This window comes from Caldisphaera sp. (assembly GCF_049974385.1).
GTDB lineage: Archaea > Thermoproteota > Thermoprotei_A > Sulfolobales > Acidilobaceae > Caldisphaera.
The window spans coordinates 1-20,606 of the sequence record NZ_JBMFIW010000002.1 but is presented as its reverse complement, the minus strand read 5'-3'; the positions used below and the strand labels follow the sequence as shown (position 1 = coordinate 20,606).

The 20,606-nt window shown below is 31.2% G+C and carries 22 protein-coding genes; 10 read left to right on the top strand and 12 right to left on the bottom strand.

What is annotated here, in order from left to right:
• Positions 1-4: 4 nt before the first annotated feature.
• Entirely contained in the window at positions 5-661 is a 657-nt protein-coding gene (locus ACP5GV_RS00705) for a hypothetical protein (RefSeq protein ID WP_428101740.1), read from the bottom strand.
• 258 nt (positions 662-919) lie between these two features.
• Here ACP5GV_RS00705 and albA point away from each other — a divergent pair, with 258 nt between their 5' ends.
• Positions 920-1,219 (top strand): DNA-binding protein Alba, encoded by a 300-nt coding sequence (albA, locus tag ACP5GV_RS00700; RefSeq protein WP_292318994.1) that lies wholly within the window; start codon positions 920-922, stop codon positions 1,217-1,219.
• Between the two features lie 25 nt (positions 1,220-1,244).
• On the opposite strand, the gene cmk is transcribed toward albA, so the two are convergent.
• Complete coding sequence (gene cmk, locus ACP5GV_RS00695; protein WP_292318995.1) at positions 1,245-1,823, bottom strand: (d)CMP kinase; 579 nt, start codon at positions 1,821-1,823, stop codon at positions 1,245-1,247.
• 84 nt (positions 1,824-1,907) lie between these two features.
• Between cmk and ACP5GV_RS00690 the strand changes: the two genes are divergently transcribed.
• On the top strand, positions 1,908-3,071 hold the full coding sequence (locus ACP5GV_RS00690) for a zinc metalloprotease HtpX (RefSeq protein ID WP_428101738.1): 1,164 nt from the start codon (positions 1,908-1,910) through the stop codon (positions 3,069-3,071).
• Here the strand turns inward: ACP5GV_RS00690 and ACP5GV_RS00685 are convergent.
• Positions 3,065-3,898, bottom strand: coding sequence for a helix-turn-helix transcriptional regulator (locus ACP5GV_RS00685; RefSeq protein ID WP_428068053.1), 834 nt, complete (start codon positions 3,896-3,898; stop codon positions 3,065-3,067). The genes ACP5GV_RS00690 and ACP5GV_RS00685 overlap by 7 nt on opposite strands.
• Before the next feature lie 72 nt (positions 3,899-3,970).
• Between ACP5GV_RS00685 and gyaR the strand changes: the two genes are divergently transcribed.
• The 5 genes from gyaR to ACP5GV_RS00660 all read left to right on the top strand — a co-directional run bounded on the left by gyaR (position 3,971) and on the right by ACP5GV_RS00660 (position 9,127).
• Complete coding sequence (gene gyaR, locus ACP5GV_RS00680) at positions 3,971-4,972, top strand: glyoxylate reductase (protein ID WP_428068054.1); 1,002 nt, start codon at positions 3,971-3,973, stop codon at positions 4,970-4,972.
• An 87-nt stretch (positions 4,973-5,059) separates the two neighbouring features.
• Positions 5,060-5,707: a hypothetical protein gene (locus ACP5GV_RS00675; protein ID WP_428068056.1), complete on the top strand. Its 648-nt coding sequence runs from the start codon at positions 5,060-5,062 to the stop codon at positions 5,705-5,707.
• Entirely contained in the window at positions 5,671-5,892 is a 222-nt protein-coding gene (locus ACP5GV_RS00670; RefSeq protein WP_292319000.1) for a hypothetical protein, read from the top strand. The genes ACP5GV_RS00675 and ACP5GV_RS00670 overlap by 37 nt, the downstream gene beginning before the upstream one ends.
• Positions 5,892-7,778: a DNA polymerase domain-containing protein gene (locus tag ACP5GV_RS00665; RefSeq protein WP_428101736.1), complete on the top strand. Its 1,887-nt coding sequence runs from the start codon at positions 5,892-5,894 to the stop codon at positions 7,776-7,778. Before ACP5GV_RS00670 ends, ACP5GV_RS00665 begins: the two co-directional genes overlap by 1 nt.
• A gap of 425 nt (positions 7,779-8,203) precedes the next feature.
• Complete coding sequence (locus ACP5GV_RS00660) at positions 8,204-9,127, top strand: carbon-nitrogen hydrolase family protein (protein WP_428101826.1); 924 nt, start codon at positions 8,204-8,206, stop codon at positions 9,125-9,127.
• A gap of 36 nt (positions 9,128-9,163) precedes the next feature.
• Here ACP5GV_RS00660 and ACP5GV_RS00655 read toward each other — a convergent pair whose 3' ends face one another.
• Genes ACP5GV_RS00655 through ACP5GV_RS00640 form a run of 4 tightly spaced genes read right to left on the bottom strand, consistent with a single transcriptional unit; the run spans position 9,164 to position 12,207 of the window.
• Positions 9,164-10,129, bottom strand: coding sequence for a thiamine pyrophosphate-dependent enzyme (locus tag ACP5GV_RS00655; protein ID WP_428101733.1), 966 nt, complete (start codon positions 10,127-10,129; stop codon positions 9,164-9,166).
• Positions 10,126-11,310, bottom strand: coding sequence for a ferredoxin oxidoreductase (locus tag ACP5GV_RS00650; RefSeq protein ID WP_428068061.1), 1,185 nt, complete (start codon positions 11,308-11,310; stop codon positions 10,126-10,128). Before ACP5GV_RS00650 ends, ACP5GV_RS00655 begins: the two co-directional genes overlap by 4 nt.
• A complete protein-coding gene (locus ACP5GV_RS00645) occupies positions 11,311-11,631 on the bottom strand; it encodes a 4Fe-4S binding protein (RefSeq protein WP_428101730.1) in 321 nt (106 codons plus the stop codon). It lies immediately after the preceding gene.
• Positions 11,632-12,207: a 2-oxoacid:acceptor oxidoreductase family protein gene (locus tag ACP5GV_RS00640; protein ID WP_292319005.1), complete on the bottom strand. Its 576-nt coding sequence runs from the start codon at positions 12,205-12,207 to the stop codon at positions 11,632-11,634.
• A 187-nt stretch (positions 12,208-12,394) separates the two neighbouring features.
• Here ACP5GV_RS00640 and ACP5GV_RS00635 point away from each other — a divergent pair, with 187 nt between their 5' ends.
• Complete coding sequence (locus ACP5GV_RS00635; protein WP_428101728.1) at positions 12,395-13,288, top strand: AbrB/MazE/SpoVT family DNA-binding domain-containing protein; 894 nt, start codon at positions 12,395-12,397, stop codon at positions 13,286-13,288.
• Positions 13,289-13,374: 86 nt separating this feature from the next.
• Here ACP5GV_RS00635 and ACP5GV_RS00630 read toward each other — a convergent pair whose 3' ends face one another.
• Positions 13,375-13,995 (bottom strand): mechanosensitive ion channel domain-containing protein, encoded by a 621-nt coding sequence (locus tag ACP5GV_RS00630; RefSeq protein WP_428101726.1) that lies wholly within the window; start codon positions 13,993-13,995, stop codon positions 13,375-13,377.
• Between the two features lie 250 nt (positions 13,996-14,245).
• On the opposite strand from ACP5GV_RS00630, the gene cobB reads away from it, so the two are divergent.
• On the top strand, positions 14,246-15,016 hold the full coding sequence (cobB, locus tag ACP5GV_RS00625; protein ID WP_428068068.1) for an NAD-dependent deacylase: 771 nt from the start codon (positions 14,246-14,248) through the stop codon (positions 15,014-15,016).
• Here the strand turns inward: cobB and ACP5GV_RS00620 are convergent.
• Entirely contained in the window at positions 15,013-16,017 is a 1,005-nt protein-coding gene (locus ACP5GV_RS00620; protein ID WP_428068070.1) for an MBL fold metallo-hydrolase, read from the bottom strand. The genes cobB and ACP5GV_RS00620 overlap by 4 nt on opposite strands.
• Before the next feature lie 116 nt (positions 16,018-16,133).
• Here ACP5GV_RS00620 and ACP5GV_RS00615 point away from each other — a divergent pair, with 116 nt between their 5' ends.
• A complete protein-coding gene (locus ACP5GV_RS00615; protein WP_428068072.1) occupies positions 16,134-17,273 on the top strand; it encodes a GTPase in 1,140 nt (379 codons plus the stop codon).
• 162 nt (positions 17,274-17,435) lie between these two features.
• Here ACP5GV_RS00615 and ACP5GV_RS00610 read toward each other — a convergent pair whose 3' ends face one another.
• From ACP5GV_RS00610 to ACP5GV_RS00600, 3 genes are read right to left on the bottom strand one after another with little or no spacing between them, the layout of a single operon-like run.
• Positions 17,436-18,692, bottom strand: a complete 1,257-nt coding sequence (locus ACP5GV_RS00610; protein ID WP_428068074.1) for a glycosyltransferase family 4 protein — start codon at positions 18,690-18,692, stop codon at positions 17,436-17,438.
• A 1-nt stretch (position 18,693) separates the two neighbouring features.
• Positions 18,694-19,284, bottom strand: coding sequence for a mechanosensitive ion channel family protein (locus ACP5GV_RS00605; RefSeq protein WP_292319012.1), 591 nt, complete (start codon positions 19,282-19,284; stop codon positions 18,694-18,696).
• Positions 19,271-19,984 carry an HAD-IIB family hydrolase gene (locus ACP5GV_RS00600; RefSeq protein WP_428101723.1) on the bottom strand — a complete coding sequence of 238 codons (714 nt, stop codon included), beginning with the start codon at positions 19,982-19,984 and terminating at the stop codon, positions 19,271-19,273. The genes ACP5GV_RS00605 and ACP5GV_RS00600 overlap by 14 nt, the downstream gene beginning before the upstream one ends.
• Positions 19,985-20,606 lie beyond the last annotated feature (622 nt).

Below are 20,606 nucleotides of genomic sequence, written 5' to 3'. Positions count from 1 at the left end.
ATTTTTATTTATAAATATTTTTTATCATTACATACTCAGAGCTTAACAGGTAATAATTATATAAGATCAATGCATTATTTAATGTTGTTACATCGCCTACTGTAGGTTTTCCGCCGTTAGATAAATTATTGATAATATTGCTAACAGAGTTAACTAGGCTTATTGCATGTGTAATATTGGAAGTAAAATTACTTGATAAGTTCATTAGGTTGCCATTAAATAAAATCTGATTTAAGGCTAGATATGTTATGTTTATGTAAGTTTTTGCTAAAGTTAGGTTATACTTACCGGTTTGATTTTGTATTGCCCCTAAGGTTAAGTTAATAGCACTGCTAAATGAATATTTAGCTATTTTATACTCTGTTAGACTATTATTTAAGAGAGAAAGCTTGTCTTTAGCTATTTCTATAGTAAGGGTTTTATTATACAAAGATAATAAAGTCGTAGTAATGTTCAACAGTTTTTTTGTTGCATTCAACTCTGTTTGATAATAATTTATTACTTTAGACGCGTTATTAAGTGTTGCTAAAGATTGATTTAGATCTTCTTTATATCTGTTTAAAGAATTATTAATTTGATAATATGAAACAACCCATAGAGCATTTGTTAATATTAGCCCTATAGCAAGTATAGTTATCAAATATCTTGATTTTCTTTCCATTAATTTTCACCTATTGTTGTTCGCCTTTTTTAGTAAATGAATAAGTTTTAAAGTTTAAATGAAGAAGAACTCTTTATTTAATATATTAAGTAGAGCTTTTTATACGCTATTATTCTATACTTTAAATTTTTATTTTTTATATTATTGTAATATTTAGTTTTTCAATGCAAGTTGTTTCCTGCAAATTAGAGCAAAAAGCTTTTATATCACTAATAGTTTCTAAGAATAAACAGCACAAGAATAGTTTGGGGATAAAATATGGTATGCGAAGGTTCACCTGAGGTTAGAGTTGGTAAAAAGCCTGTTATGAACTACGTGTTAGCCGTTTTGACAACACTAATGGAGCAAAATGTTAGCGCTGTCGTAGTAAAGGCAAGAGGAAGAAACATAACAAAAGCTGTTGATACTGTTGAAATTGTTAGAAGCAGATTCGCTAAAAATGTCAAGGTCAAAAACATTGATGTAGGTAGCCATGAAATAACTGTCAATGATCCACAAACAAACCAACAAAGAACTAGGAGAGTAAGCAGTATAGAAATTTGCCTTGGTAAAGAGTAGGCTAATACAAAAACATTAATGTTTTTTAAAGTTTTAACATTTTCTTAACGGTTTCTAAAATAATATCATAGGCGTCATCAATACTAAGATTTGTTGTATCTATTATTAAATCAAATATAGAAAGATCTCTTATATCTATTCCATAATATTCTTTGAATCTCCTATAATGAGTATATTCTCTGTATACAGCCTCTTCTATGGAATAGTTTATGTCTTTATTATCTCTAAGCTGTAATCTTTTAATCCTACTTTTTAGATCTGCCTTAACATATATAGATATGGTTGATAAATCCTTTAATATCCATGCCGCTAAATGAGAATCTATAACTATACAGCCATTTTTTGCTTCTTCTAATGTTTTTTTATCTATTTTTAGGTCTATTTCAGGATTATTTTGAGCAATTTTATTTAATTCTATTAAATCAATATTTAATTCTTTAGCTAATTCTCTGAAGGCTTGGCCGCTAGTATAATATTTAAGATTTAGATCCTTTGCAAGCCTTTTTGCATAGGTAGACTTTCCTGATCCTGGAGGACCCGATACAATAATTATGGGTTTAATTTTTTTGCAAATATCATCTTCTTTTTCCTTTTCTATTATCATTTTCTCACTTCTTTGTTTCTATTATATTTGTTTAATAAAAAGGTTTAACTCCCTTACAAATTAGATATAGGTTAGGTAGAGAAAATGATAATAGGAGGAATACTTGGATTCATGCTAGTCTACTGGTGGGTAATGGTAATAGGATCGCTTGTAGGTGGAGTAATAGTTGCTATATTAACATTATCTGCTCCAAAAATAGTAAGTAAAGAACCAGAAAGCCTATCCAGCTTGAGAGCTTCAATGATTATTTCAGCTATATCAATTATATTAGCTGGATTGGGAGTTTTTATTGGGACCGCTGAGATACTTAGCTATGCTTTTGGATTGCCTCTTATTGCAGATTCAATTGTTATGGGAGCAGTGATTTTAACTGCCTTAATAATAATATTTCAATGGCTTTTCTCACCATATTTAATTAACTTAATGTATAAAGCTCATCCACCAAAAACACAAGAAGAAATAGATATACAGAAAAGCTTAGAAAATGTTGCTAAAAAGAGTAATATAAAAGTTCCTAAATTGAGAATAGCAGAAGTAAATATACCAAATGCGTTTTCGTATGGAAGTCCACTAACAGGTAACTTTGTTGCAGTCACCAGAGGAATAATTAATATCATGCCTCAAGATGAATTAGAGGCAGTATTAGGTCATGAGGTAGGGCATTTAAGACATAGAGATGTAACTTTTATACTAGCGTTGAGCCTAATACCTTTAGCTGTATATTATCTAGGGCAAATATTAATATGGAACGGTATATTAGGTGGAGGAAGCAGTGGAGAAAGAAACCAAGTTAGTGGTAACGTATTGCTATTAATCGTTGGTATAGTCTTGATTGCTGCCGGTGTTTTGTTTAGATTTTTAGTTGCTCACTTTAATAGATTAAGAGAATATTATGCAGATGCAAATAGCGCAATAGTAACAAGGGATCCAAAAAAGCTTCAAAGGGCATTAGCTAGACTAGAAGTGATGTATGATTCAAGTGCTAGGCTCAGAAGGCAAGCCAAAAATAGCTCAACTGCTCAAATGCTTTTTATAATAGCTCCTCTAGTTGAAATACAGGGGGGATTTTTCTTTAGTATTGACTCGCCTCATACAAGAATTCATATAGATGATATAGACGATGTTGTAGAAGAATTAAAGAACAAAGAAACAGATCCAAGAGAAGAAATAATCGCCACTCATCCACCAACACCTAAAAGGCTAAGATTTTTAGATAACTTAGCCAGAAAACTTGAATATCTTTATTGATCCTTTAATTTGTAGCTTTTTGTTTTTCCATATACAACTTCTTCTATATATCCCATTTGAACAAGCTTTGAAAGTCTCCTGTATAGAGGTGTCTTTGGTATATTAGTTTCATTCATAATTTGATTAGCTGTAGCAATTCCCCCTAGCTTTTTGATTGCATTTAAAATTTGTTTATCTCTTTCATCAAGTTCCTGTATTTCAACTTTTTCTTTTTTTCTTTTATTTTTTATTAATGTTAAAATTATAATAATAATTATAATAATAGAAATAATTATACCTATGGTATATATATAATTGTTTGTTTTATGCGGAGCCAATTGCTGGGTAGACAGGCTATATTGAATAAATATTTTTCCGGGAGGCATTAATATTACGGGTGAATTAGATGAATAATAAACTGATATAGGTGTTGGATTAATATTTATTGGTATAGAGTTTTGCGGTAAAAATATTTTTGTATAATAATTCTCACTTATGTTTAACGTCCAAATTATTCCTTGTTTGCTAGTAGAAGCTAAAGAAAGGTAAGTTACATTTAATAATCCTGTTTCGTTTGCTAAAACTATTAAATCCGTTCCATTGAAGTCTACTGGCATAGTTTGATAATTATTAACATAATATGCTATATATGCAGATGGTTGATAAGCTGGTATGACTATTACCTCGGGTGGTGAAGTAATATTAATTATGCTAACAGATATCAAATCTCCAGCATTATCAACATATATATTATTTTCTACATATGTAAAACTCTTAGATATGTTAAATGATATTAAAGCCATTATTATGATCATTATTACAATAGCTTTCTTAATGTTTTTGATCAACTCTTACCTACCAATAAAAGAATTATAAAAATCTTATAAATTCTTAACTCTCTTGTTTTTTGGGCGAGAAAAATGCCTAAGTTATTTATTACTAGAGAAATCCCCTTCCCAGCGACTGAAAAGATGAAACAATTATTTACTGTTTCTATTTGGCCAAAATTTGTGCCCCCAAGTAAAGAGGAAATAATAAATAACGCTAAGGGTTTTGATGCCTTGGTAACTACTTTAGAGGATAAAATAACATGCGATATAATAGAATCTTTATCTCCTCAACTTAAAATTATAGCGCAATACGCTGTTGGATTTGATAATGTAGATTTAGAATGTGCGACAAAGCATGGAGTTTATGTAACAAATACACCAGATGTATTAACAGATGCAACAGCAGATATAGCATGGGGATTAATTTTATCTGTATCAAGGAGAATTGTGGAGGCTGATAAATTTGTTAGGAGTGGTAAATGGTTTTTATTAGGTTCCGCATGGCATCCTACATTAATGCTTGGTTACGACGTCTATGGTAAAACTTTGGGAATAGTAGGCGGCGGAAGAATCGGTTACGCAGTAGCTAAGAGAGCAAAGGGTTTTGATATGAGAATTCTTTACAATAGTAGGAATAGGCATAAAGAAATGGAAGATCTTGGAGCAAGATATGTGGATTTGGTTACACTTTTTAAAGAAAGTGATATAATATCTTTGCACGTTCCTCTGACTAATGAGACATATAATTTAGTTGATGAAAAGCTTTTAAGGCTTATGAAAAAAACTGCTTTTTTAATAAACACTGCTAGAGGAAAAGTTGTTGATTTAAATGCCTTATATAAAGCATTAAAAGAGGGGTGGATTGCGGGGGCAGGATTAGATGTTTATCCTTCAGAGCCCTTAGATCCTAAAAATCCTATAGTTAACTTAGACAATATAGTATTGTTACCTCATATAGGAAGTGCAACTCATGAGACTAGGGCAAAGATGGCTGATTTGGTTTATAAGAATTTAGAAATGTTTTATAATGGTGATGTACCAATAACTTTGGTTAATAAAGATGTTTTAAAAATAAGGAAGCCAGGTTTTTAACAATACTTTCATTTACCTCTCCCTCATATTATAAATTATAGTGAAATTCTGATTAATTCTATTAAATAATTTAATCAGGGCTTAGATATGGATAACTTAACTGGAATAGAGTCTTTAGATTCCCTTTTAAGACCATTTAATAAAGGTGAAATAATAGAGATTTATGGCAATTGGAATATAGTTTTATCTATTTCTCATGTAACAATAGCTTCCTTATCTAGATATGGAAGGGTAGGCGTTATTTATATACAAGATTATGGAAATTTGGACCCTTATTTTATAAGGAAGATGGTAAAAATACTTAGGGGGAATTTTGATAACATATACATATCAAGGGCCTTTAGGAGGTATGATATACCAGATCTAATAAAGGGAGTAGAAGGATTAGATAGCTTAGTTATAATAGATCCTTATCTTTTCTCGCCGACTAGCCCATTAAATTACAAACTTTTAACACCTATAACGGGTGCAATAAAAGAGAACTCATCAAAAGGCATAATAACAATTATATTTAATAGAGAAACTTCTTTAGGAAGGTTCTTGCCTGAGGGGGGCAAATTCCATCATCACATATTGCATTCAATAGTTAGAGTAATCCCTTATAGAAATGGGGTTGAAGCGGTTTTAATAAAGCATTACGCTAAGTCTGTACCCAAGGCTTCCTATATCTCTTATAAGGAACTTGGAGATGAAAGATTATGGGTAGGACAACACCTTCTACAAGAATGGCTGTAGAAGAGGAAATAAACAAGTTATTAAAGATAGCTAATTACATGGATTATGAAGATAAGGATAAAGTAAAAGAAATAATTAAAGAGGCCTATAGTTTAATAAGTTATTATCAATTCGAAGGACTTTATGATCCTTTAGAACCTATAATCTTAGGTTTAATAGTTTATTTAGCTAAAAGGTGTAAATAGTGGAAGGACTATTTTTAGATGCAAGATATGATAAAGGAGTTTTAACTTTATATTTCTTAAGCAATAAAATAGAAGAAATAAATGTTAAGGCTCATAGAATAGCTTATATAGAGCCAACTAGTATAGAATTATATAATGTATTAAACAAGCTTAGTTTTATTTATGAAATAATGGAAGAAGAATGGTTTTTACCTCCATATTACGACTTCAAAAGACCAATAATAAAAATAAAGTATTTGGGCAGCAGTAAGTTTATTAAAAGAATAGAAGAAAACGGTTTAGGAGTACATGTTAATAATTTTCCAGACGAAATAAATCTTATTCTTAGAGAAAAAAGTTTGCGTCCAGGCTATTTATATGACACGAATACCCTTGAGATGAGAGACAGTGATGATCCTTTATATAAATTACCTGAAATAAGATATGCATATGTGACTTCTTTGAATAAATATGGGAAGGAAGCATCTTGGTATGACATAAAATATTATAAAGTGAGCATAAATAATAAAGATGATTTTGTTATTGAGAACATAGAAGAGCTCTACGATATAATAAAAGAAAACGAAATAAGTATAGTCATGGCAGATGTAAATTCTTTAAATGAAATAAAAAGTCAAGGTTTTATTTTAATACAGAAACCCCTTGTGGGAATTTACGGTCTAATAGAGTGGTCAAGGATTTCAGGCCTTACATTAAGGCAGGCAAGCAATTCATCTATTGGAAAAATTTTAACTTCTGCTGAAGCATTAGAAGCAATTAAAAGGCATTACGAAATAAAGAAGGTTAAAAGGGTAGAACCTTGGAGGAAACTTGGTGATATGAAGGATGCCGATAGAGCAGGAGCAACATTTATACCGAAACCCGGAGTTTATTTTAACGTTTATCAACTAGATTTCTCAAGCCTTTATCCTAACATAATAGTTTTAAACAATTTATCTGCAGAAACAGTTAACAAAAATAATTGTATCAAATATGAAATTAATGCTATAGGTCATAAGGTTTGCTTTGATAAAGAAGGCTTAGTTCCGAGCGTACTTAAAAGGCTTATAGATAGGAGAGAAAAGATAAGACCCTATAAAAAAGACTTAATTTTTAAAGAAAGGTTTGATGCAATAAAATGGATATTGGTAACCGGCTTTGGATATCTAGGCTATAGGAATAGTTTATTTGGGAGCGTTTCGGCATATGAAAGTGTTACATATATAGCTAGAGAAATAATGAAAAAATCATACGAGATTTCTAATAAAAATGGATATAAAGTAATAAATTATATCATAGATAGCCTATTTTTAATTCCAGAAAATCCTAAGATTGACGTTGAGGAACTTTCTGAAACTATAAGTAAAGAAGTTAACATAAAGCTAAGGGTCGAAGATAAATTTCTTTGGCTTGTTTTCCCATATACTGAAAGATGTTTGGGCTCAGCTGGCAGATATTATGGTTTAAAGGATGATGGTACATTAAAAATAAAAGGAATAAATGCTGTAAGGAAAAATGTGCCCGATATTATAAAGTATGCAGAAACAAATGCATTAAATGTTTTAAAAAAAGCATCAAATAAAGAAGAATTTTATAATTTGTTAATTAAAGCAAAGGAATCATATGATAATGTAAAAAAAGAATTGATTAATGGTGATGTTAAAGAGGATCTACTTGTTATAAGCAAGAGCATAAATAAAATTGGGAACACACAACAGGCCAGGGCAAGTAGGATTTTATATGGATTAAGTGATTCTATAAGCTATATAATAAATAGCGATGGAAATCCAATACCAGTTGAATTTTATGAAGGTAATTATAGTAAAGAATATTATTTAAAATATTTAGAAAGATCTGAAATAGAAATGCCTTGGTACATTATAAATAAAAATTGTAATACATCATGAAAATTCTCTCTAAAATTCCTCTTTTACGTAGTACAGGAGTTTATAGTTCTCAATGATATTACCTGAGCTCTCTACCTATCTAGTGCTATAAAGTCTTAAGAATACAATTTTAGACTATTAAAATCAGGCCAAAAGGCCCAGGTGAATTAGAATGGCAAAGGGCAAGAAAGAAAAGAAGTCAGAAGGTGCTGCTGAAAAGAAATAAACGAATAACTATTAATAATATTAATTTAAAAATTTAATTTGTTTTCCTTGTTTTTTATTATCTTGTTTTTTTGTTGATAAAAATAATAAATTAATAGATTAAAAGTTTTTTATGTTTTAGAGTTATTTAAATATTTCCCCCTGCAATATTTTTAATGTAGCATGCCAAATCTATTTTAAGAAGGCGGTAATACTAATAAGGGTGAAATAATGTGCTAAAGATGGCCATACTTCATACAAGGATAAAGCTTGGAGCAAGAAGGACAAATATGAAGAGGCTTGAAGAAATAATAAATAGAGTTATTATAGATCATGATGATATTGATTTAATTTATTTACCTGCATATCCATTAACTGGACCTATAGTAGGTTATTATCCAAATCAAAAAGTGAAGAATATGCTAAAAAATTATGCTGAAAGGCTTAACGAATCAGAAATACAGCAAAACCAAACATTTATGTCGGTATCCAAATGGTCGCACGAATTTGGAATTTATGTAATAGCCGGGCCAATAGTAGAGAGAGCTGGTCCCAGACTTTATTTGACTGTATTTGCTAGCAATCCTCAAGGAGAGCTTGCAGGAAAATATAGAAAAATTGCTATAACAAAAGCTGAAGATGAAAACGGTTTAACACCAGGTAAAAATGTAGAAATCTTCAATATTAAGAAGAAAAATGCAAATGTTGGAGTTTTTATAGATGAAGACTTAGGATATCCTGAAATATTTAAAGCCTTAAGTTATATGGGTGCAAATGTTATAGTTGGTACAATGTTACCTTATGAGTCAAGGTTTTTTAAAATGAAAAGTGAAAGTGAGACCTCTATATTGACGTTAGATATTGAAAGCATTAATAACTTTTTAGCTGTTAGAAGTAAAGAAACCGATTTACCAGTTGTATTGGTTGGAGGAGCGGTTGAAGGTGTTAATAATAATGGCTATGTAGCTTTTATGCCAACAATTACTTCTGAACCTGAAATAGGAGTTGTTAAGGAAAGGATAATGGGATACGATGATATAGATTTACCAGTTATAATAGAGGTCGATACTAGCGCAAAATCATTACAATACGATTCTATAACAAAATTAGTGCTTAAAAATTTGTGTAGAAAAAGTGGGTCAGAAGAAAATGAAGAAGAGATTTAACTGATTAAAAGGGAAATGTTATTCTTTTATTATTTATTAGCCTACAGGCCCTATAACTGTTTTACCTGCCATTTTATTTATTGTCTCTACTTTTTGATCAACCATTTTTTGTATTTCATTAATTTCTTCATCCGTTAAGTGGGCAAATCTTCCTTGCAACTTTAAGTATTCTTTAACTGGCTTTCTTTTCATTATAGGAAAAGTTACTCTAAAGTTTCCATGATCTATTTCGTATATAGGAAATATACCTGTTTCTGTTGCTAATCTCGATATAGTTATACCTAAAGCAGGGTCAAAACGCCAACCAGTTGTGCATGCCATTAATACTTGTATAAACGATGGGCCTTCGTTTAAAACCTCTAAACCTCTCGCAAACTTATTTATCATATCCATTGGGTATGCGGGATTTGCCGTTGCAACGTATGGTATATGGTGGGCCGCTGCTATCCCTGCTATGTCTTTTTTATCTCTCCATTCTCCTCTCCAAACCTTCCCAGCGGGCGTAGTTGTTGTCCAAGCACTATGAGGAGTTGAACCGCTTCTTTGTATACCAGTGTTCATATATGCCTCATTGTCATATAATACATACATAACTGGATCTTTTCTTTCTAACATACCGCTGAGGCTCTGCAAGCCTATGTCAACCGTACCTCCATCTCCAGCTACAACAACTACTTTAACATCTTTATCTTTATCCATAATCCCTTTTCTCTTCATCGCCTTTATAGCAGCAACGATGCCGCTAGCCGATGCTCCTGAATTTTCAAATGCTGAATGAAGCCATGGTATTAACCAATTCGAATATGGATATCTAGTCGTTGAAACCTCAACACAGCCAGTAGCATTAACAACTATAGTGTCTTTGCCAGTTACTTTTGTTAGCATTCTCATTATTGTACCTGCTGTACAACCTGGGCATAATCCATGTCCACTTATGAATAGCTCTTCTCTAGGCAAGTCATATAAACTCTTTATCCTTAATACTTTCTTTGTCTCGCTCATTCTCTCACCCCATAAAATATAGTTTCTTTATGCTTCTTACCTTCATAAGCTAATCTAGCTAATGCCAAAAAGTCCTCATATTCAACTGTTCTTTGCCCTATTCCTGCTACTACACTTATTAAATTAAGTTTAAGCCCTTCTCTAACTATTGCTCCTGAAATTTCATTAGCTAAAGGACCTTGGAAGGGAGCGCCATAGCTAATTGCTCTATCAATAACCAATATGGTCTTCTTATCACTTGTATATTCAATAAACTTCTGTAATGGGAAGGGTCTGTATAGCCTTACCCTTAATAACCCGACCTTTATACCTTCTTTTCTTATATCAGGTAAAAATGCTTTAAGAGTTGATGCGTAACTAGCATTTGTCATAATTAGTGCGTCTGCATCCTCACACATATAGCATTCCATTAAGCCATAGCTCCTCCCAAAAGTCTTACCAAATTCTTCATCCACCTTTTCAATAGTTGGCAATGAGTTGTTTACTGCATTAACTTGTTGATATTTAAATTCATAATAATATTCAGGAGGTGTTATTGCTCCTATGCTTACCGGCTTATCAGGGTCTAATTTATATGGATATTGTTTCTTTGGAGCGAATTTGATAACTTTTTCTCTGCTTTCCGTTATAACTGGCTCAATAGTATGGCTCATTACATAGCCATCGTATCCAACCATAACCGGTAATAAAACATTTTGATCTTCAGCTATTTTATATGCTTGTATTATGGTATCATAAGCCTCTTGCGCAGTATGAGCAAACAATATTATCCAACCTGAATCTCTTGCATTAAATAAATCGCTTTGATCATTCCAAATGCTTATAGGTGCACTTAAAGATCTCATTGCAACGCTCATAACTAATGGAGCTCTTAATCCTGAGGCTATATGAAGCATTTCATGCATTAAAGCAAATCCTTGACTTGCTGTTGCTGTAAAAGCCCTTGCACCTGTTAGAGAAGCAGAAATTGCAGCGCTTAATGCGCTATGCTCACTTTCAACATGTATATATTCAGCATCTAGCTCACCTTTTGCTATAAACTCAGATATTTTTTCTACAACTGTTGTTTGAGGAGTAATAGGATAGGCTGATATTACATCTACATCTAAATCCTTAACCGCGTTTGCAATAGCATGGTTAGTGCTTAAAGGTATCGCTTTCTTAACAGTTTCTAGCGCCATTTATGCCACCTCCACAGGCACCATTTCTATTGCTTTAACTGGGCACTCTTGGGCGCACATACCGCAACCCTTACAAAAATCTGAGTTAACATCATAACTTACCTTGTATTTTCTATTCTTCTTTGTAGTATATTCTTTATCTAATTCCAAAATAGCATTATCTGGACAAACATACCAGCATATTCTGCATCTTGTGCATGTTTCTTGATTTATAACTGGTATTAATACCTTCCAATCTCCAGTTTTGTACTCTAGGCTATTTCCAGGATTTACAACAATGCCTCCAGGAGCCATATCTTTAAAGGAAACCAATTTTTCCATTTAAATCGCCTCCTGCAACTTCATAACTATTGTATTTTCAAATGCTTCTTGTACTGCCATAGCATTAGCTTCCCCTATTTTTCCTGGGAACCTGCTTTTAATAACGTTAATTATTGTTTCAATTTTCAATAAATTTGTAGTTCTTATAACTGCACCTAAAATAGCAGTATTTACTATATTAGCTTTAAGCCATTTTAATGCAATACTTGTTGCATCTACTGTTGAAACATTAAAACTGTTTGGTAAGTTAAGCTTTTTTATTAATTCATCAGGTTTTAGAGGAGTATTTGCAATAAAATAACCTCCAGGCTTTAAGCCTTCAATATATTCATGCTTTAATAAACTTTTATCGAGAATAACAACTACATCAGGTTTTTCTATTGGTGTTCTGGGTATATTTGGATTATTTGTAACTCTTGTATACGCTCTAACAGGAGCACCTCTCCTTTCAGCTCCGAATTCAGGAAATGCCAATGCATATTTTCCTTCTATTATTGCAGCAGATGCTAATACTTCTCCAGCAGTAACTGCCCCTTGGCCCCCTCTGCCGTGCCATCTTATTTCCAATGTATTCAATTGAACCGCCTCATTTTATTAAATAGTGTTTAGGGATTAAATATTAAGCGATATAACTCATAAAATTATACGTAATAGTATACTAAAATCGATAAATGCTATTTTTGTTAGAAATATTTTTTATTTAATTTAACGGCGTTAAAGATATAAAGGGGGATCTATACTGTATATATTTGGGGGAACAGGTATGAGCCTGAATTCAACTAGGAGAATACAAAGATTGGGAGGTTCTAGCTTAATAGTTACTTTGCCAAAGCAATGGGCTAAAAAGCTTGGTTTAAAGGTAGGAGATGAATTAATGATATTAGAAGAAGGGGATCATTTAAAACTTATACCATCTGATAATAAAGCTGTTATTAAAGCGGAAACAGTATCAATAAAATACAATGGGATTGCAAAAATAGCTGGCCCAAAAATCATATCTGATTGTGCCTATATTCATGGATACAAAAAACTAATAATAAATGTTAAGGGGTTGGATGAAGCTACATTCTCCCAATTGGTTAAGGGTTTAAATGAAAACGATAAGGTGGAAAACGTTACAGAAGGAATTGATTCATTAGAAGTAGATTTGCTGAGCCCTCAAGAAGAGGATTCAAACAAATTCATTAAGGAATTGAATTCTAGACTTCAAGATATGGTTGATATAGCTATGAATGAAGGAAATGCAAACAATGATTTAGAAAAGATAAGGAAAGAGGCAGAAGATATATCAATGACAATATTAAGAATATCAAAGAGAGAAGGAGAGCAATTAGATTCAATATCATATGGGTTAATAATTTCATTGCCTAACTTGGTATACAGTTATTTAGTTTCATCTAATAAGGAACAAATCAACAAAAATTCACAAGCATTAAAGATTGTTTTAAGTGATCTATTAGGTGGAATTGCGTCTAACAGCGGAAGAAGAATATTAAACGCTGTTAAAATTGCCAGCGAAATAAAATCAACATTAAAGAATGAAGGATCTGATGGTATTTTAATTAGTTTGCTCTCAATAATAGAAAGCATTGGTACGAAGCTGATATGCCCAGCTATAGTTGAAGAGAGCGAAGTATCAAATTTTAGAGAAGAGTAACCTGTTTTTATATAGATTTTATAACAATTTATAAAAAATTTCTTAAATAATATAAAAAATATGTTAAACATTTTAATTTTTAAAATTTATTGGCCAGTTAGTTTTTGTATTAGCAAATAAATTTTATTGCCTATAATTGATGAGCTTGGTATTAATACTATGCTATTGTCTTGTTTTCTAATTTTAGTGAACATAGCTCCTATATCTTCAACGATTCCATCTTCACCGAGTATGTTAACATGATCCCCTACTTTAAATGGTTTTGCCGCTAAGATAAAGATACCTGCTACTGCCTGGCCAGTTACTTGCTGTACTGCAAAACCTACTACTATGCCCAAAAATCCGCCGATTGTAAGACCTCCAATGCCTCCTACAGCTGCTCCTACAACAGCTGCTATTATTGCTACAATACCTATAATTCTCATCATGTTTTTGAAAGCAACTGCAGTAGGATGATCGTATTTAGATCTCATAGTCCAGTATACAAAATCTGCAAAATATAAAACTATATACCATCCAAAAGCTAGCACGAGTACTGCGTTAACGTATTTAAAATATGACAATAAATTAAACAAAGTCATAACATATTGAATTCCGGCTGAAATTCCTATATATAATACAAGAAATACCACCATTTTAACCAATGAATTACTTGCCTTTTTAACCGATTCCATAGGGGTAACTTGAATTTTATTTTGGGATTCCATTCTCTTTCACCATAATTTATTATTAATATATATGATATATAAATTTTTAATTTAAAAAATTTATTGGTTTAAATGAAAATAATTATAATTTAAACATTTTTAAAAATAAAGTTTGTTATATGAAACGCTTTGTTATTGAATACTGTTTTCCTTAGAAAAAATTTGATATAATTGATTAGATATTTTAATTTGATGTTTTTGGATAAGGGTTTATATTCTTAATTTTAAATAAATAAATCTTGGTGAAACTGTGGATTTAATAAAACAAATTGCTGAAAAATTAATAAAATCAAGTTTTGCTGTAGTATTAACGGGGGCTGGAATTAGTACAGGAAGTGGCATACCTGATTTTAGAGGACCCCAAGGAATATGGAAAGTTTTAGACCCTAACCTCTTTCATATATCTCATTTTTATTCTGATCCATTAAACACGTGGAAGCTTTTTATGAACGAAATGTATGAAAAAATTAAGGATTCAAAGCCTAATAGAGCTCATTATTCTTTAGCTAGACTTGAGGAACTTAATATAATAAAAGCAGTTATAACACAAAACATAGATAACCTTCATGAAAAAGCTGGTAGTAAAAATGTTATTGAGCTTCACGGAAATATGAAATATGCCATATGCACTCAATGTCACAGAAAGTATGATATAGAAAACGCCTTTAATGATGTTAAACAAAATAAAATCCCTATATGTCCATATTGTGGAGGTATTTTAAAACCAGACGTTGTATTTTTTGGTGAACCGCTACCTGAAAAAGAAATTAGGCAAGCATTTGATTTAGCATCTAAAAGTGATCTCTTCTTAGTTTTAGGCTCAAGTCTATCAGTTTCTCCAGCTAATCAATTACCGATTATAGCTAAGAGCAATGGAGCTGAATTAATAATAATAAACATGGGTGAAACAGAATTAGATTATTACGCTGATATAAAAGTTGATGAAAAGGTTGAAGAAGTTTTTCCAAAAATATGTAAAAAAGTTGAAGAAATGATTGCTTCATTAAGTAGCTGTAATTAAATTGCTTTCCATACGTAAATATTTTTCATTTCAACCTTTTCTGCTTTATTAAGTACTTCCAATCTCTTTAGATGGGCTAGCGTTTCTCCCATAGCAAAAAATCTTTCAGCATATGGATATTCTTCCCAAGAATTATACGATGCTCTCCATTTAACCTTTTTCGCAATTTCATATCCAGTTAATGGAGTTTTACTAATTAATTTCAATATTTCATTAAGCCTTTCTTCATGATGCTTTATTATCTCATTCGCTCTTTTACTGGGATTTAATATGGGTTCTCTATGTCCAGAAAAAGCTAATTTAGCATTTAAAGAAGCAATTTTTTCTAAACTATTTATGTAATCTGTTAATGGGTCTGTGTTTTCATCTGTTAAAGTTATTTGAGGGGTTATTGGATCTATTATATGATCTCCTGTAAAAATTATACCTTCTTCTTTATTATAAAGGTTTATTTGTCCAGGCGTATGACCTGGGACTTCTAATACCTTAAACTTTAATCCTTGTATATCTATTTCGGAATCACTGCTTAAAGTAATCCATGGGATTTCTTGGAGATCATTTGTATATACATCGACTAATCTCATTGCCGGATGAGCTTTAGATATTTCATTTGCTTCGCCTGGCGGCATGCCATGATTTACATAGATTTTTAAAGCCTTGTTTATGAACTTATCGAAGCCTTTTTTTAAAACTTTTGCATCTTTTAAGCCTAGATAAAAATCTGATGCTCCTAATGAGTATAAAACTGGAGATAATGTTATATGATCAACATGAAAATGAGTCACAATAACAGATTCCATATCGCTAATTTTATATCCCAATTTTTTTATTTCCTTCGATAGTTCATGAAATGACCTCATATTATACATTCCTGCGTCTATTAAGCTAAAAGAATTGTTATCTGTAATCATGTAAACGTTTATATATTTTAAGGATTCTATAGGAATGGGAACTTTTACTCTATGAATCCAACTCGGAATCTCAACTGATGTATTTTCCAACTTATACACCTAATATTCCGTTATTTGCAAAAGTTTAATATCTATCTTGTTTTCGGTCTATGGATCTCAACATTTTTAATTTTTAAATTCTTATTATAAATAAGGGATTAAAATAGATGGTAACAAACCTGCCTGCAGAAGCAATTGCTAAGCTAAATAAATACAGCGATGCTAAAACGGTTGAAGACAAAATAAAAGCTTTAGAGGAATTTATAAGTGCAGTTCCTAAGCATAAAGGTACTGAGAACTTACTTTATTGGGCGAGGAGCAGGTTAGCTGAGCTTAGGCAGGAGGAAGAAAAGGAGAGAAAAAAGAAAAGAGGTGGAGGAGGGCCAAGAGTTTTCGTTGAAAAAGCTGGAGCTGGCCAAATAGCTATGATTGGTCCTCCAAATTCAGGCAAAAGCAGTATAGTTTCAAGGTTAACAAATGCTAAAGTTGTTATAAGTCCTAACCCTTTTTCAACTAGTGAACCAGTACCAGGTATGATGCAATTCGAAGATATACAGTTTCAATTAATTGATACACCGCCTTTAATTAGCAATGAGGGAGATTACATTAATACAAAGGTATTGGCAATAGCAAGGAATGCTGATGCAATAATAATAGTTGTTGGATTAGATAGTGATTATGAAAGGGATTTGAAAAAAATTTTTGAAACACTTGAGAAAAAAGGTATAATGACATCTATGCAAAAGGGTTACATAAGGATAGTAAAGCATAGGACTGGTAATGGAATAAATGTTGTATTTTACGGAAAGCCCAGTTTTACTGAAGATGATGTAAGGAAAGTCTTAAGCTCTTATAGGATATTTAATGCAACAGTAGAAGTTTATGGTGAGCCAAAGCTAGACGATATAGATGCTTCTTTAATCAATGCAATAACATATAAGCCTACCATAGTGCTTTTTAATAAAAAAGATCTAGTTAAGGAATTTAATATACCCTTGTTGCCGAAAGACATCTTATATAGGGTTGTTTCTGCGAAAACTGGTGAAGGCCTTAATGATCTTGGTAATGATATATTTAAAATTCTAAAAATAAAAAGGATTTATACGAAAAAACCGAATTCATTGCCTGATAAGGAGCCATTAATAATTAAGGAAAATGCAACAATTAAAGAAATAGCCGAAACTATAAATCCTAATTCAAATGTAAGGTATGCTAAAATTTGGGGTAAAGGGGTAAAATATAATGGGCAAAGAGTTGGGCCAGATTTTATTCCAGTAGATAAAGACATAGTTGAAATGAGATTTTAAATTGTTAATAATTAGGATTTATTTTTAATAAATTTAATAAATTTAATAAATTTTTAATTTTTTAGATAAATTTTATGTTTCTTAAATAAACCTTTTAATGAGTTTAATGTAAATAAAAAGGAATTCATAAGAAAAATTGTTGATTCTTCATTGGTTAAGAATCTATTGGGAGGAAAGCTGTTTTGCTTTTTCAATCAATTCCCTCATTAATTTAGACATTAAAAAATTCCTTCCTTTTTCCATTGCTTTTACTTTCATTTCTTCATATAAAGATTCATTTTGCATTATTTTATTTATTGCTTCTACTCCCCCTTCAATATCATCAGGCCCTCTTAGATGTATTCCATCAATTCCATTGGAGATAAGCCATTTTTGCCCATATACTGCGCTTGTAATAACTGGCACCCCTCCATACATGAACTCTATCTGAGTTAATCCTAAAGCTTCCATTTTTGACATTATTATATTTAAATAACTTGATTTTATTAAAGAAGCTTTTTGCTCAACTGTTAACTCCCCGGTTAACACAACATTTTTCAATTTTTTAGATTCTTTATATACCTTATCCCATTGATCTCCTGGTTTTCCGGCTATAACAAATACTATATCTTCATTGTTTTTGAAATGTTTTGCTATTTCTACAACAGCTAATGGATTTTTCCTTTCTTCTATTGTACCAAGATATGCTATTATTTTTTTGTTTTTATTTTCTTTTAAAAATTGTTCAATAAATAAATCTGGTTTTGCATTATCTATAATTTTTGCTTCATCATCATCTAATCCTCCAGGAAATATATATATCTGTTTTGGGTTTGCTCCTAGTGTTATCATATCTTCCCCTTCAATTCCTGTTACAACTAAAATAAGATCAGCTGCTTTGAATATAGAAGGTAATTCTGTCATATTCCATGCCATCCTATAGGTTCTCTCTATAGGATCGTATCTTCCAGGCTCTGGCGGCTGATAATGAGACATATGACCATATACAATCTTTTTTTGGTTCACATTTATTGTTCCCATCAATTTTCTCCACATAATCCACTTAGCAGCATCTTCAGGACCATTCCAAAGAGTTGAATGGGTTACTATAAAATTTATGCCCAATTCCTCATCTATTTTATTTAATATATTAATAAAGTCTCTAAAAGTTATCCTTCTTGGGGGCCAATTTACTTTCCTGCTTAAAACCCTTACAGTAGGTAAATCAATTTTTGGATCTTTTTCAAATACCTGATAAGGTTTTTCTGATAACTCTAATTCTCTTTCTCTGATTATAGGCTCATTATCATGGTATATGCTCGTTATTAAATATGATTTGTATCCAAGCTTTATAGCCCACTTTACCATACGTTGTGCAACAAGCTCTTGACCTTTGCTTTTAGATGTTTGATACATAACTGAAAAAAAGTTGAATCCCATCTCATGCCCTCCTTAAGTATCTAGATAAAATTAAAGCAACAAATGCTATTGCTAATCCCCATGCTAATGGTTGAAGTAAAATCATTAATGGCGTTACATCAAGCTTTACTTCTCTCATAGCTAAAGTTATAACTGTTATGTAAAGAACTATTTTAATGTAAACTATTAGTATTTCAAGTTCTTGTCCTCCTCTTAATTTTGCTTCGCTTGTTATATAGCTATCGAAAACATCTATTAAAATGAAGCCAATAATTATTGTAAATACGAAGAGAGCTGTATAACCTAGCCCTATTGTGAGCAAGGTAGAGGCCAATTTTAATTCCTTTAAAACTTCATTAGAGATGAAGTCTATAGCTAATATAACGCCCGTTGCATACAGAAAGTAAGCTATTATGTTTCCGAAAAAGTCCCCGCCTGTCATACCAGCTCTTAAAGTTAATCTGCCCATGCTTATATGCTTAAACCAATCATTAAATCCAGTAATTTCTAATGATCTTTTTATTAAAAATTTTACTATTTTCCCTAAAAGATAAAAGCCTACTATTATTACTAGGAATATCGTTGCATATATAATGTAATTAATAATCTGCATATTTTCTTATCGCCTCCCATATTTTATCGAACTCAACTATTTCATTAATACCTGCATTCTTTAAATGTTCATTGTATTTGTTTAATACTAAAATTGATATATCTGATACTTTAAATGCAGGTAAATCGTTTTCACTGTCTCCGAAATATATGGTGATTTTAGGATTAAAAAGCGTTTTCAGAAATAAAACGGCATCTGCTTTATTGGCTTTGCTAACTAAAATATCTATGAAAGGTTCATTTTCATATTTTATAACTTTTAGATTTAATTTTTTTGCCTGCTCAATTATTGATGGTAAACTTTTTGGATAATTAGAAAACCTCCAATCTATTGTTATGCCTGCAATTAAATTCGTTGTTGTTTTTTTTATATCTATTTTTGCCTTGCTCTCTTTTATATCTTTATCTTTTTTGATGAAGTCTATTAATGAAATAGCATCATCCTGATATTTTATTAAATCTGTATCAATACAAGACCTATTACCATAAATTATTTCTGCCCCAGCAATACATGCATATGCATCTGCTTTAACTCTGTTTATCAGTAAATCACAGCTCTTTGTTGATACAATAGCTACCTTGTTTCCTTTTTTTCTAGTATAATCAATAGATTCAAGGACCTTTGCTGATGGATATGCTTTTTCTAAGCCCACATCTATAGGGCTTATTGTACCATCATAATCGAGCAATATTAATTTCATCTCCCTCACCTGATTGCTTTCATAGGGTACTTGCTGTTCACTATAATATCTTTGGTTATAGGTTTTTTATATTGTTAAGATCTTAATAATATTAAATCTTCTCTATGTATTTCTATAGTATTATTCCCATTCTTAATAAAGATAATCTCGATAAAACTAAAATCAATAATTTAACTTGTTCTAAAATGGTAAGATTCCTAAGGTTAATCAGAAAGAATTCGAGGTAATATAAAGGGAACATTCGATTTTCACTATATGATTTATTAAAATCATTTTACTATAAGTTTTAGTTTTCACGATAGTGTTTTGAACTCACTAAATTCTTTAAAAAAACTTCTAAATAAAGTAGTTGTATAACAGCACCTTTGTGAAAGGGTTTAGTAAAATGGGAATTGTATGCAATACATTGTTTTCTCTAATTATTTTTATAATTGATTTTTTTAATATAAAAATAAACTTATTTTTACCTGTGGGATACTATGTTTAGCGGAAAAGGGGGTTAACCCTTAAATACCAGGTTAATACCAAATAGATATTAGCCAAAATAAGGTGTAAATATCATGAATTCGAAAACAAGATATGGGGCTATAGCCTTAATGGCTGTAGCTTTTGTTTTAGTAAT